The organism is Paenibacillus xylanivorans, assembly GCF_001280595.1.
GTDB lineage: Bacteria > Bacillota > Bacilli > Paenibacillales > Paenibacillaceae > Paenibacillus > Paenibacillus xylanivorans.
The window spans coordinates 112646-127051 of record NZ_LITU01000059.1 but is presented as its reverse complement, the minus strand read 5'-3'; the positions used below and the strand labels follow the sequence as shown (position 1 = coordinate 127051).

Below are 14406 nucleotides of genomic sequence, written 5' to 3'. Positions count from 1 at the left end.
TATTCCAATTTGCGGGGAAGAACCTCCGGTATGCTGTATCAGCTGCCGGGGGTTTTTCTGCGTTCTACGGGGGAAAGAAGGAGGGTGAGAAAATGAAAGGCAGACCTTTACTGATATTTACCGTCTGCTGGTTATGCGGTAGCGGGATGGCATGTGCGTTATCAGGTTGGTCCCTGATCGTAGGAATGATCGGCGCGCTCGTTTGTCTGCCGTTGTTGCTGCGAATGATTGATATACGCGGCTGGTCCATCTTGTTACTGATCGGGGCACTCGTTGGCGGTGTTGTGCACTGGGAATGGAATGATGCGGGGAATCGGAGCAGTCTGCCCGAGATCACACATAAGGCTGTCGAGGATTTGGATGGTTATGCAGCTACATTTGAAGGAATCCTTATGTCGGATGTACGGATAGATGGGGATCGGGCCGATTTTGAAATGCAGATCACGTCGATGCTTCCACTATCCGATGCATCATCGGCATCAGCGTTGGAAGCGGGAACTGTGTCTAACGTGAGAGAACGTCTAATGGTCCAAGTTCGTCTGGCTGAGGAAGAAGAACAGCAAGTAGCAGCAGGTTGGGAGCGAGGGGATTCAATAACGTTGACCGGTTCGCTTGCGCTTCCTGGCGAAGCCAGAAACTTTGGTGGTTTTGATTATCGAAATTACTTAAGGAATCTTCAGATCCATTGGTTGTTTAAAGTGAAGGGTGCCAGCTCGGTAACCACCGTTCCGCCTGAAGGGTTGGGGAAACTCAATATTCTCCGATGGAATGACATGATCAGGCATAAACTTGGCTCAGCGGTAGAAGCGTTATTTCCCGAGACTCATGCGGGCTATATGAAGGGTCTGATTATCGGCATGGCAAGTGATATCGATCCGGATACCTATGGTCAGTTTTCACAGCTTGGGTTAACTCATATTTTGGCGATCTCCGGAACGCATGTCGCGGTATATGTAGCATCGCTGCTGCTCCTTTTATCCTGGCTTAGGTTAACCCGGGAAACATCGCTCACCATTGTGTTGCTGTTAATACCTGCATATGTACTGTTGTCTGGCGGTTCGCCATCGGTGATTCGTGCGGGTATCATGTCCATGATTGGTTTGTATATGGCGCGGCGCGGGCTTGCCAGGGATGGCTTACAGATGATCAGTGCAGCAGCATTGTTGATGATATGGTGGAACCCGTATTTTTTACTAAGCGTGAGCTTCCAGTTATCTTTTCTGGTAACAGCCGGACTGATGATCTATATGCCACTGATTAATCGGATATTTAGCAGTTGGCCCAAAGGACTTGCAGCAACAGCTTCGGTGACGGTAACAGCACAGCTTATTTCTTTTCCGGTAACGATTCTGTATTTCAACCAGTTTTCACTTCTTTCATTTGTTGCAAACTTCCTGCTAGTATCCTTGATCAGTGCCATTGTGCTTCCGCTTGGAACGGTTGCCCTGATTTTATCGTTTCTCTGGCTGCCTCTGGCTAAACCGTTGGCGTGGATTGCTATTCTGTTGAACAAACTGACCTTTGCAAGTGTGGAGTGGATGAACAGTTTGCCTGGCTTTGTGCTGATCTGGGCTACACCATCGCTACTGTGGATAGCAGCATATTATGCTGTTCTCTATACGCTTTTGCGAATCTTTCATCGCAGGGGAGGTGAGCAGTCCGTTCTACAGGGCAACGAAGAGGACACAGCTCCACTGGATCGTCGAAATGTTGGGGGGAAGCCTAGAGCAGCTCTGGGGCTGTCTGCTCTATCATCTCAAGCACCAAACGAAGGTGGACGTGAAGCTAATCATGGTTCAATGACCACATTAAGTGCAAGCATTGCCTGGCCGGAATATACCAGTGTATTTGTAGCGCGTGGGGCTGGTTTTTACTCCGGTGAACGGATGAACGTCCTTCACAAATGGATGTGTGCGCTATTGGCTCTCAGCTTTGTGGTGGGATTATGGTGGGCATACCAGACGCCGCAGCCTGCGGGAACAGGAGTGGTGCAATTTTTGGATATCGGACAAGGGGACAGTACACTAATTACAACACCTGAAGGTAAACATATTTTGGTCGACGGTGGAGGGACCGTCCAGTTCGGGAAGCCCGAACAATCCTGGAAGACACGGCGTGATCCGTATGAAGTAGGGGCCAAGGTGGTAGTTCCCTTATTGAAAAAACGGGGCATTCATCGGCTGGACGCCGTAATCGTAACCCATGCCGATCAGGATCATGCTGGAGGATTACAGGCAGTGCTTGAACAGATTCCGGTGGAACGATTCATGTTCAATGGGACAACCAGCGGTACAGCCAATTTTGAGAAATTGCTGGATACCGTTATAGAGAAGAAGATTCCGTTATATGCAATTCGGCAAGGAATGTCCTACGCTCCGGATGGAGGAACCAGTTTGCATTTTATATACCCGGATCTGGATACAGCAATGGATACAGGAGAAAGATTGCCCTTCTCGGAACACCAGAATCATGATTCGGTTGTCTTCTTGCTGGAAATGGCAGGCGCCTCCTTATTGTTCACGGGAGATATGGATGCTGCAGCCGAGCAGGATCTGCTCTATATGATTCAGGATGGATCACTCGCAGCCTCGTTTGGAAAGTACGATGCAGATGCTACATTAGCAGATGTTTCCGTTCAGGAGATGTTTACGAGTCATTCGGGGGAGAATCATGAGGATGTGCCTGTCACCATTGATGTATTAAAGGTTGCTCATCATGGAAGTAAAACATCTTCAACCGAAGCTTGGTTACAGTACTGGAATGCATCAGCATCCGTGATATCTGCGGGGGTCAACAATACATATGGACATCCCAACCCTGGAGTACTCGAACGTCTTATGGATTCGGGTACAAACATCTATAGAACAGATCAAATGGGGGAGATTCAGATGAAGATCAAAGACGGGGAGATTGATGTGCGTTACAAACTAGATGGTGATGAATCGTAGATTTTTTGTGGTTTTTTCATTGGCCAGAAGGTGGCATTCGGTGCCAGGAACAGTAACGATTTACAAGTGATTTTGATTAGTTTGTATTTGCGATATCGAGATAGTTCTTAAAACAGTTCATAAATCATTTCATTTATAAATATAGAAGACGTTACCTCTATAACTAGAGAAATAACGTCTTCTTAAGTATTCTTATAGTAGAGGAAAGATCTAAAACGAATGGTGCCGACCGCTACATAATCACTTAGGGGAGTTGACTAAAATGTATTACTTTCTTACCTTTCTTGCCTTTAAAATACCAACTGTTAAGCTAATTATAGTAACACTGAATATGTTTAGCATATAATCGATTTCATCCCATGTTTTATGCTGTATTACAATATTGAATACAATTAGTAATAAAACTATAGAGAACAAAAAATCCTAGAAAGTATTTTAGAAAGATTTTTAATTTCATTTAATCTGCCACATTTCCGCTTAAAGTATTGTTACCGTTGTACATTCTAATTCACTTGTACGGGCTTAGATTGTTGTACCTAAGGATTCACTCTAAGTTCCTATATTTTCTATTTTATAATTGAATTGTATTCAACTTGCTAGTTTTATGTAAATTGTGGTTTATATTACAGGAACAGATGCCTGTGCTGTATGAAGTGGTAATCATATATGCTCCCCGAAGAGTATTACAAAAAGCCCGCCTTCCGTTATACTCTTCGGGGAGCATATCAGAAAGCGGGCCATTTTTTAAACTTTTGGAATAATAAAAGAATTATTCAACGCCATCTTTAAAGTGTTTACTCCAATGTTTGTCGCCTTTGTGCAACAGATCTTCTACGGTTTTCTCAAGCGTAAGCAAGAGCTGTGCTCGTACATCAAGCACGGTTTCTCTGTACAAGCGTTCTTCCGATCCGACGATTTTGTCGCCGTATAATGCTTGTGCAGCGGTGTACTTCCGATGTTCCTCAACCAGGGTATCAATAGACTGCAACGCATGTTCCACAAAATGGGATATGCTTTGATATTCTTTGGGCATTTGTTCTTTTAACGCTTGAATTTTTGCAAGAGCTGGCATGCTCATCACCTCGTGTTATGAATGTAAATTTACAATACACTGTTTTCATGAAAATTACATTAAAATGAGCTTAAATTTGTACGAAATTTGAACTTTTTTATTTTCAATGCTATAAGTGTGGTTAGCTATAATGTATGCCATTGTAATTAAATTGAGTCGTGTAAGTAATGGAATGACTTTTGAGCTGGCTTGATGACTCGTTATGCAATTTCTGTTATTCTAAGAGAAGATTTCAGCGGCCCCAATACATAAGCCGTTATTTTGTTATGGCAATATAAAAAAAATACTTAACTTTGCAACAATTTTATTGATGGTCACGTCTGTAAGGTTGCAGGGAGAGGGGGATCCTTTGTGGTAGAGCCGGAACTCATCAGAGCCGCTCAATCGGGCGATCGCGACGCTCTAATTACCCTATTGCGGGACATTGAACAGCATGTTTATCGGACCGCATATTACATTCTAAATAATGAACAGGACGCTTTGGATGCTGCTCAGGAAGCGTTGATCCGAATTTACACCAAGATTAACTCATATGAGGAAAAGGCCCAGTTTAAGACATGGGTACAGCGCATCGTCACGAATATCTGTATTGATAAATTCAGAAGAACCAAGCCTTCCGTCTCCATTGACGAGCATGATATGGTTTTTCAGGACAATCAGGACGTGGAATTCGAAGTGATGTCCACGTATGTGGCAAAGGATATACAGGATGCTATTAATATGCTACCTGAGCATCACCGTACCGTTATTGTTCTAAGATATTTGCAGGACTTATCCTATAACGAAATTGCGGATTGCCTCGATCTTCCGTTGAATACGGTTAAATCTTATTTATTTAGAGCCAGACAGCAATTACAGAATCTACTACAGGAGTATCAGAAAGGTGGTGTGACAGGATGAAATGCGAAGAGGTGGTGGAATGGATGCACCGGTATCTGGATCATGATCTGGGCGAGGCCGAAACCGCGCAGATGCTACAGCATGTGGCCCAATGCGCGGAGTGCGCCGAAAATTTTAGTTTGCTCAGAGCTCTCTCCAGAGAACTGGAAGATTTGCCGCAGGTAACCCCGAGATTCAGTCTGGTTGATGCCATTATGCCGCAATTGGATGCAATCGACGAAGCGAAGAGGGAACAAAGCAGTACAATACAGGAAATGAGTCCTGTCCCTGCTGCATTTGAGAATTTACAGCGTTCAAGTGAGCGGAAACCGAAGCAAAAATGGTTGAATTCCATGGCAGGCCGGATGTCCATGGGCGCAGCAGCAGCTGTTGTACTGGGCGTTGCAATTTTCGGATATCAACCAGAGAAGATTGAGAATGCTGAAGTGATGATGAGCACTGGAAGTACTCAAGAAGGCGGGAATGCCGATCAAAATCCAGTGAGCAGAGAGATTAACAACGATGAACCGTCCGCTGCAAATAGTGATAGCAGTTCATTGATTGATGATTTTAACCAGCCATTTGTTGAAGATAAACAACCGAAAGAGGCTGCTCCGGAGGAAGGTGGTCCTGAGAAGGTACAGGAACCTGAAATAAAGGAAAATCAAACGCCTAAACAGCCAGACTCTGGATCCGAAGCGAACAAGAGTGATACGAAGGACACTCCTTCCCGTTCCAGTTCTGCTGATAATACCAAGAGTGGGGATCAGGAGAAAAGTCAGGATACAGGAACTGCTACCGTACCACCAGCAGGATCTGATGGAAGTGGAACAACGGAGCCTGAAAATGGGGATGCGCAATCATTCACTTCTCAGGATATGCCTGACGTTAAGGTAGAGGAGCCGACAGAGAGTACGACGACCCCTGATTCCGAGACAGGCATGGATGCAGGAGGAGGAAATAAAGGATTGGCTGCCACAGATTCAGGAGCCCTTTCCACCACGACTCCAAAAGAATGGAAGTCACCAGATGGTTCCTATCTGGTCATGCTGCTCGGTGATCAGATCAGCATATACTCTAAACCTGCCGCTGACCAAGATGTGCTTAATCTGGTTGAGCAACGTAATGTGGAAGGTGCACTAAAATCTGCGAGCTGGTCCAAGGATAGCACCATATTCAATTACGAGACAGATCAAGATGGGACAACAGTGAAAAAATCGTTTAACGTGTCCACTGCCTCAAGCGGAACTTCTGCCAAATAGGCTGTAAATTACACGTTTGACCTCAAGACTTGCTGAACATTTCTGTTGTGTCAAGAATATACTGGAATTAACAACAACGTCCTATCTCAGTTACAACAACTGACGTCGTATGACCGTTACACCAGCCTTTTCTAGAATTGTTGGTGTCAGCGTTTATATAGATGTAGGACAGGGGCCTTCATCCGTTATCTGGATGGAAGGCCCCTTTGTTGTCTGTCACGTTTTCTGGTAGGATAAGAGGGATAAGGGGGCACCGTGATGGATGTAAAGAGTGCGACAAAGGCAATACGTAGTGGAGAAACGGCTCCGGTATATGTGCTGTACGGAACGGAGAAATACCAGATACAGCAATTTACGGATATGTTAAAAGAACAAGTTATTGAAGAAGAGCACCGAGAATTTGCGATCATTCCATATGATCTCACTGAAACAGCTGTGGAGGTGGTCATTGAAGAGGCGGAGACGGTTCCTTTTCTTGTTCCACGTAAACTCATTATTGTTCGCGATGCTAATTTATTTACAGCGGGCAAGGATTCCAAAATTGATCACCAGGTTGACCGACTGCTTACATATATGGACAATCCGGCAGACTATAGTACTATTGTTTTTCTGGCACAAGGGGATAAGCTGGATGAACGTAAAAAACTGGTGAAGGCAGCCAAGAAACAAGCCATTGTCCTTGCATTTGCTCCGCTGAGCGGCGAGGAGCTGCTGGGTTGGATTGTAAAGCTGGCGAAGCAACGGGATGTATCTTTTGAGGCTGGAGCGGCTGACACGCTTGTGAGTTTTGCAGGAACAGGCTTGCAGACGTTATCTGCAGAAGTGGACAAGTTGTGTTTGTTCGCTGGTAACGGAGGCACGATCAAACGCGTGGATATCGAATCACTGGTGGCGCGAAGTACTGAGCAGAATGTGTTCGCAATGGTGGAAGAGCTTGCTAACTTGAGGCTGGAGAAGGCTTTGGGTCTTTTTTATGAGCTGCTGAAGCAGCGTGAAGAACCGATCAAAATAGCAGCGTTAATAGCTCGTCAATTCCGAATCATGATCCAGGTAAAAGAGTTAGGGCAGCAGAGTTACTCCCAACAGCAAATTGCCAGCCAGCTTGGTTTGCATCCGTATGCTGTCAAAATTGCTGGTGAACAGGCTCGTAAATTCCAGGCCGAACGTTTGAGGCTGATTTTGAGTCATCTCAGCGAACTGGATTATCAGATGAAGACGGGGGCAGTGGATAAAGTGTTGGGTTTAGAGCTGTTCTTGTTAAGGCTTGGTGCATAAACATAGATATAACTGTAAGACAAAGCGGCCTCTATTCCGTTGATGGTGAGATCATCGGAATAGAGGCCGCTTTGTTTTGAATAAATGCTTATAGAATCAGATACTAAAAAATCCTGAAAGCTCATGCTGTTCAGGATTTTTCCATTAGATCGTATAAGTAACGCTTCTTACGCTTGTGCGGAAAGAGCGTTCAGTTTTTTCGCCAAGCGAGACTTTTTGCGTGCTGCAGCATTTTTATGAACCAGACCTTTAGTTACAGCCTTGTCCAGCTTTTTGGAAGCAGCTTGAATCGCAGCTTTTGCAGTATCAACTTCGTTACTTACCAGAGCAGCATCAGCAGCTTTAACAGCTGTACGGAGTGCAGATTTCTGGGAAGCGTTGAGTGCGCGGCGCTTGTCGCTCGTTTTTACGCGTTTAACAGCGGATTTGATGTTTGGCATTACATTCACCTCCTGTAAGGCATTTGCATGAATACAAACGTTTCACAACTTAAAATATTCTAGCACGCTGGCATGCAAATTGCAACAGATTTTCCTATGATGTTCGATAGTGCTGCATAAAGCACACCATTTTCCCACACAATATGCTCAAATGCGGTAAGGGAGGCAGGGACAGATGACACTGGATTTGCAAAATTATGCAGTTCGCACCGACTTGGCAATTGACTCCAAGGAAATGGCTCAAGGTGGGCAGAAACAGACGATTCCCGGGCTACGGGAAGATGTGGAAAAGAAAGACGGTATCACGATCACACGTATTGATGTGCTGGATGATGCAGCTGCTACAGCTATTGGGCGTGTGAAGGGGCACTACGTCACATTGGAGGTCCCCTCGCTTCGTAACGGGGATACCGATCTTCAGGAGCGGGTGGCGGCAGAATTCACGCGTGAGATGGAAGATTTTTTGGCGAAGGCGGGCATCAACAAGACGTCCAAGGTTCTGATTGTGGGTCTGGGCAACCTGAACGTCACGCCTGATTCACTTGGTCCACTGGTGGTGGAGAATCTAATGGTTACCCGCCAGTATTTTGAACTGGTGCCGGATCAGGTTGCACCAGGTTATCGTGAAGTCAGTGCCATTGCGCCGGGTGTGTTGGGCACAACAGGTATTGAATCCAGTGACATCGTGCAAGCGATTGTGGATCGGACGAAGCCGGATGCGATCATTGCGATTGATGCGCTGGCTTCACGCTCCCTGGAACGTGTCAATACAACGATTCAGGTGGCAGATATCGGCATCCATCCTGGCTCGGGCATTGGCAACAAGCGACGTGGATTGACACGTGAAATATTGGGTGTTCCCTGCATTGCCATCGGTGTGCCTACCGTGTGTTATGCGTCCACTATCGTGAATAACGTCATTGAAATGATGCGTACTCATTTTAGGCAAGAGACCGACCAGACGAAACAAATCATGGGCATGCTGGACGACATCGGTGAAAATGACCGCCTCAGTTTGGTAAAAGAAGTATTGGAGCCGCTGGGTCATGATCTCATCGTTACTCCCAAGGAAATCGATGAATTTGTCGAAGATATTGCCAATATTATTGCAACAGGTCTAAATGCGGCTCTCCATGATGCGGTAAATGCTGAGAATGTGGCTGCCTACACCCATTGATTGAAATTTAAAATTTAAATGCATGAGACTCCTGAGAAGAAGGTCCGAATCTATCGGACTTTCTTTTTTTGTGCAATCTTCTTTTTCCTGTTCTATCAAATCTGGCAGGCTCATAGAGTTGAAGTATAAGCGTTGTCCAGCAGGGAAGGAGACAGAAGCAATGAATAAAATATTGGCCTGGAATATTGGTAAATGGAAAAAAAGATGTTTGCACGTGCTGGCCATGGGTCGTACGTTGTTGTTGCTTATGATCATATCTGCCTTGTTTTTTGTAGTACTCGGTCTGGGGGGCATGGCAGAGAAGCATTTGAATAACTCACCAGTTTCTTCTATGAAAGGATTTGCCGGAGCCGTATCAAGCAGCTTTTTTGTGGACATGCTCGGCATGGAAATGCCGCATCTAACTCAAAAGGAACAGGCTTCTGCATTTTCTGGTGAGAATCTCACTTCGTTTGTATTCCAACTGCTCACGAATGTGAATCCGCAAGATCCCAAAAGCCTGATCGCTAGAGAAATGCCGGGCATGGGTTCCAATCAACCCGTACTGCTGCGACCGGGGTCGGGTAATGCAAAGGCTGAAGCTCCAGAAGATTATCAGCCGGGTCCTGGACTGATTGATACCGCCTCAGCAGGCGGAGGAAAGTCAGGTGGCGAACAGCATATTCCACCAGGCCAGGATAATACCGATCCATCCGATCCCCAGGATTCAGGTGATGGCGAAGTGAAGGGAGATCCACCACCGAAGAGTGGCGGGAAGGAAGAACCGAGCACACCAACGGCAGGGAAAAAAGCGGTTCTTGTCTACCATTCCCATCCACGTGAAGGATACAATCCACTCTTGGGCACGAAAAGTGACAATCCTTCCTCTGGTAAATCTACGGGCAATGTTTTTCAAGTGGGAACCTACTTGTCCGACAGTCTGGAGAAGCTGGGCATTGGCGTGGAACACGCGCAGGAAGATTACCCGACCAAGGTCAAGGATTATAACTGGAATTATTCCTATAAATACTCCCGCCAGACGGTGAAGGCTGCACTCGCTCAGAATGACGATCTTACGTATCTCATCGATATTCACCGTGACTCACAGCGTCATAACAAAACAACGACGACCATTAATAATCTGGGCTATGCCAAAGTATATTTTATTATTGGACATGAGAATCCAAACTGGCAGCAGAATGAAGCCTTTGCGGCGAAAATCCATAAGAAGCTGGAAGCGAAATATCCAGGGGTATCTCGCGGCGTCTGGGGCAAGGACGGCGGTGGAGCCAACAATGGCGAGTATAATCAGACGCTCTCACCCAACAGCATATTAATTGAGATTGGCGGCATAGACAATACGGCTGCTGAACTGGAGCGGACATCCAAAGTACTCGCCGACATGATTGCAGAGGTGTACTGGGATGATCAGAAGGTGGACAAAGCGAGTGCGGAAAAAACGTCACAAGGTGGCTAGTATTCCTTGGATGGAAGAATAGAAGAATCGAAGATATAACAGGAGGCGAGGAATGTGTCCAGATTCGGCAAAAGATTGTTTTCCATCTGTGTGTTAATGTTGCTGGGTGTTCTGTTTGGAATGCAGCTGGCAGGCAGCAACTTTAATAAGGGCGATGATTCGGCTGGCAACCCTGCAGTTGTGAAAACTGAGCCGGTGTCACCGGCTGCCGAATCTGTTCCGACCGCGCCCGTACAGCAGGAGGTCAAGGAACCTCCAGTTGTACCTGTTCTGTCACCGAGTCAGGTGCTTGGCGCAGAACAGAGTAAAGCACCGGTCGACGTGCTGGCAGATAAAACGGCAGGTCTTCTTCAAAATCTATCCCATAACGGAATGAAGTGGGTTGTATCCTTATTTAGCGGAGTCGCTGAATAAAAGACTATGAAATACAGGCAAAATAAACCCTTGGGAGTTCGCGATTGTGACGATTATTATAAAGTTGAGGCAACGCGGGATTGATGCACCATGCATCAACTGTTATAATGAAGTGATTGACACTAGGCTGTTTCTGGGGGTAAGGAATGACTGACATTCGGGCAAGACAACGTAAAATTCGTAACTTTTCAATTATTGCACATATAGATCACGGCAAATCAACACTTGCGGACCGGATCTTGGAGTACACAGGTGCGCTAACTACACGTGAAATGCAAGAACAAGTATTGGACCAAATGGATCTTGAGCGGGAACGTGGAATTACGATCAAGCTTCAGGCGGTAGCACTGACTTACAAAGCGGATGATGGCGAAGAGTATTTGTTGAATCTGATTGATACGCCGGGACACGTAGACTTCACGTACGAAGTTTCACGCAGCCTTGCTGCATGTGAAGGTGCTCTGCTGGTAGTGGATGCGGCACAGGGAATTGAAGCCCAGACGCTGGCTAACGTATATCTGGCTTTGGATAATGATCTTGAAATTTTACCGGTAATCAACAAAATTGACCTTCCAAGCGCTGACCCTGAACGGGTGAAACAGGAAGTGGAAGATGTTATTGGATTGGATACAAGCAATGCCGTTTTGGCTTCTGCCAAAGCGGGAATCGGAATCAAAGAGATTTTGGAGCAAGTGGTGCTAAGTGTTCCAGCACCTCAAGGTGATCCTGAACAGCCTTTGAAAGCGCTGATTTTTGACTCCCACTATGACCCGTACAAAGGCGTAATTGTATACGTGCGTGTTATAGACGGCAAGATCAAATCAGGTTCCAAAATCAAAATGATGGCGACAGGTAAAACATTTGAAGTTATTGAGGTTGGAGCGTTCAAACCACGCATGACGATCGTGGACGAGCTGAACGTCGGTGATGTTGGTTTTATCGTTGCAGGTATCCGGCATGTAGGAGATACACAAGTCGGGGATACAGTAACGGACGCCAAAAATCCAACGCCTGAACCTTTGCCGGGTTATCGCAAAATTAATCCAATGGTATACTGCGGTCTATATCCGATCGAAACATCGGATTATATTGATTTGCGTGAAGCATTGGAGAAATTGCAATTGAACGATGCATCGCTCAGCTTTGAGCCGGAGACTTCCAGTGCACTTGGTTTTGGATTCCGTTGCGGATTCCTTGGACTTCTTCACATGGACGTTATCCAGGAGCGGATTGAGCGTGAGTTCAATATTCCATTGATCACGACTGCACCAAGTGTAATTTACCACGTGACGTTGACGAATGGTGAAGTGATGAAAATCGATAATCCATCCAACTATCCTGAGGTTGGAAGAATCGATTTTGTCGAGGAACCGTATGTTAAGGCTTCGATTATCGTACCGAATGATTATGTGGGTACGATTATGGAGCTTTGCCAGAATAAACGCGGTGAATATGTGAATATGGAATATTTGGATACAACTCGGGTTACCATTACGTATGAGATCCCATTGTCCGAAATTGTATATGACTTCTTCGACCAGCTGAAATCCAGCACCAAAGGGTATGCGTCGTTGGACTATGAGCTGTCTGGTTACCGTCAGTCCAATCTGGCGAAAATGGACATTGTCCTCAATGGCGAACAGGTCGATGCCTTGTCCTTCATCGTTCACCGTGACCGTGCATATAACCGCGGACGCATTATCTGTGAGAAGCTGCGCGAGCTGATTCCACGGCAAATGTTCGAGGTGCCGATTCAGGCATCTGTGGGTACCAAGGTTGTAGCTCGTGAAACGGTAAAAGCAATGCGTAAAAACGTACTTGCCAAGTGTTATGGCGGTGACATCTCGCGGAAACGGAAACTGCTTGAGAAGCAGAAGGAAGGTAAGAAGCGGATGAAGCAGGTTGGTAACGTAGAGGTGCCGCAGGAAGCATTCATGGCGGTGCTGAAAAATGATGAATAAGAACGCAATCTCCTAGTACATCAAATTTTGTGTATCGGAGAATGCGTTTAATCAAATCTATTTTGAGGTACAACACAGAATGTGTGTATTCAAATTTAGATTAAAGACGTTTGCTCGCAAACGTCATGTGAATCCTTTCGGTACATCAATAATTTGTGTATGAAAGGATGAACGAAATTTTTGAGGTACAACACGAATAACCAATAAACCAAGCTGAAAGGGAAGCCGGATGGCTTTCCTTTTTTCAAATAGAGGGGGACTTGCCATGACATTGGCAGCACACAGCCGGAAAACAGGTGCACCCCAAGCGGTGTACCTTCACATTCCCTTTTGCACGAATAAATGTTTCTATTGCGATTTTAACTCCTATGTATTGAAGGATCAGCCTGTTATGCAATACCTTGATGCGCTGGAGCGGGAGATGGAACACACGGTTAAAGCAAATCCGCCGGGAGAAATCAAAACCATATTTGTAGGCGGCGGTACGCCGACGGCACTGAAACCGGATGAAATGGCCGTATTCCTGAAGTCAGTTAAGACCTATTTCCCGAACTGGGCAGACGATATCGAGTTTTCGATGGAAGCCAACCCGGGCACGACCGATGCTGAGAAGCTCGCAGTCATGAAAGAAGGCGGAGTTAACCGCGTCAGCTTTGGGGTACAGGCTTTTCAAAATGACCTGCTGACAGGTATTGGCCGGATTCATAATACGGATGATGTATACCGCAGTTTGGAGAATGCCCGTGCAGCTGGTTTGCATAACCTCTCCATTGATCTGATGTTTGGTTTGCCAAACCAGACCGTCGAGATGCTAAACGAGAGTATTGATAAAGCACTGGAACTGGATCTGCCGCATTACTCCATATACAGCCTGAAGGTGGAAGAGAATACTCTTTTCCATACGTTGTATCAGAAGAACCAGCTACCGCTTCCTCATGAAGATGACGAGTTGCAAATGTACCTTCTATTAATGAAGCGCATGAAAGAAGCGGGTTACGGACAATACGAGATCAGTAATTTTGCCAAACCAGGCTTCGAGAGCCGTCATAATATCACGTACTGGCGCAATGAGGACTATTACGGTCTGGGTGCAGGTGCACATGGATATGTAGGTCGCGAACGCCATATGAATATAAAAGGTATAAACCCGTATGTTGAAGCTTCCAAAGGAGGTCTGCCGCGTCTCGATCATTTTGAGATCAGCCGCGCCGAGGCAATGGAAGATTATCTGATGGTTGGGTTGAGAATGCTGGAAGGTGCTTCATCCTCACGGTTTAGCGATCAGTTCGGGGAGCCTATGGAGGAAGTGTTTGCGAAGCCTCTGGGCAAAATGTTGAATGCAGGACTGCTGGAGAAGACGCCAGACGGCTTCCGCTTAAGTGAGCAGGGTATCCTGTTCGGAAATGACGTTTTTGCCGAGTTTATCGGGTCCATATCGCTGAATTCGTAGCTTGAAATTCTATACGCTCTGTTGTATATTTATTCATATTGATTTTACAGAGCGTGTAATTTATACAACTAC

11 protein-coding genes are annotated in these 14406 nt (G+C 45.9%); 9 read left to right on the top strand and 2 right to left on the bottom strand.

From position 1 onward, the window contains the following. Positions 1-92 precede the first annotated feature (92 nt). Positions 93-2948 (top strand): ComEC/Rec2 family competence protein, encoded by a 2856-nt coding sequence (locus AMS66_RS13545; protein ID WP_053781299.1) that lies wholly within the window; start codon positions 93-95, stop codon positions 2946-2948. Positions 2949-3717: 769 nt separating this feature from the next. On the opposite strand, the gene AMS66_RS13540 is transcribed toward AMS66_RS13545, so the two are convergent. After that, complete coding sequence (locus AMS66_RS13540; RefSeq protein WP_053781298.1) at positions 3718-4020, bottom strand: hypothetical protein; 303 nt, start codon at positions 4018-4020, stop codon at positions 3718-3720. 351 nt (positions 4021-4371) lie between these two features. Here AMS66_RS13540 and AMS66_RS13535 point away from each other — a divergent pair, with 351 nt between their 5' ends. The 3 genes from AMS66_RS13535 to holA all read left to right on the top strand — a co-directional run bounded on the left by AMS66_RS13535 (position 4372) and on the right by holA (position 7436). After that, a complete protein-coding gene (locus AMS66_RS13535; RefSeq protein ID WP_053781297.1) occupies positions 4372-4920 on the top strand; it encodes an RNA polymerase sigma factor in 549 nt (182 codons plus the stop codon). After that, positions 4917-6161, top strand: coding sequence for an anti-sigma factor family protein (locus tag AMS66_RS13530; RefSeq protein ID WP_053781296.1), 1245 nt, complete (start codon positions 4917-4919; stop codon positions 6159-6161). Before AMS66_RS13535 ends, AMS66_RS13530 begins: the two co-directional genes overlap by 4 nt. Positions 6162-6419: 258 nt before the next feature. After that, positions 6420-7436, top strand: a complete 1017-nt coding sequence (gene holA / locus AMS66_RS13525) for a DNA polymerase III subunit delta (protein WP_053781295.1) — start codon at positions 6420-6422, stop codon at positions 7434-7436. Positions 7437-7603: 167 nt separating this feature from the next. Here the strand turns inward: holA and rpsT are convergent, their stop codons facing one another. Next, complete coding sequence (gene rpsT / locus AMS66_RS13520; RefSeq protein ID WP_024628504.1) at positions 7604-7876, bottom strand: 30S ribosomal protein S20; 273 nt, start codon at positions 7874-7876, stop codon at positions 7604-7606. A 175-nt stretch (positions 7877-8051) separates the two neighbouring features. On the opposite strand from rpsT, the gene gpr reads away from it, so the two are divergent. From gpr to hemW, 5 genes are all read left to right on the top strand, one after another. Then, positions 8052-9053, top strand: coding sequence for a GPR endopeptidase (gene gpr / locus AMS66_RS13515; protein ID WP_053781294.1), 1002 nt, complete (start codon positions 8052-8054; stop codon positions 9051-9053). Positions 9054-9213: 160 nt separating this feature from the next. Further along, positions 9214-10509, top strand: coding sequence for a stage II sporulation protein P (locus tag AMS66_RS13510; protein WP_053781293.1), 1296 nt, complete (start codon positions 9214-9216; stop codon positions 10507-10509). Between the two features lie 54 nt (positions 10510-10563). Then, on the top strand, positions 10564-10923 hold the full coding sequence (locus AMS66_RS13505; protein WP_053781292.1) for a hypothetical protein: 360 nt from the start codon (positions 10564-10566) through the stop codon (positions 10921-10923). Between the two features lie 146 nt (positions 10924-11069). Further along, positions 11070-12884 carry a translation elongation factor 4 gene (lepA, locus tag AMS66_RS13500; RefSeq protein ID WP_053781291.1) on the top strand — a complete coding sequence of 605 codons (1815 nt, stop codon included), beginning with the start codon at positions 11070-11072 and terminating at the stop codon, positions 12882-12884. Between the two features lie 265 nt (positions 12885-13149). Continuing rightward, complete coding sequence (gene hemW, locus AMS66_RS13495; RefSeq protein ID WP_053781290.1) at positions 13150-14334, top strand: radical SAM family heme chaperone HemW; 1185 nt, start codon at positions 13150-13152, stop codon at positions 14332-14334. Positions 14335-14406: the final 72 nt, after the last annotated feature.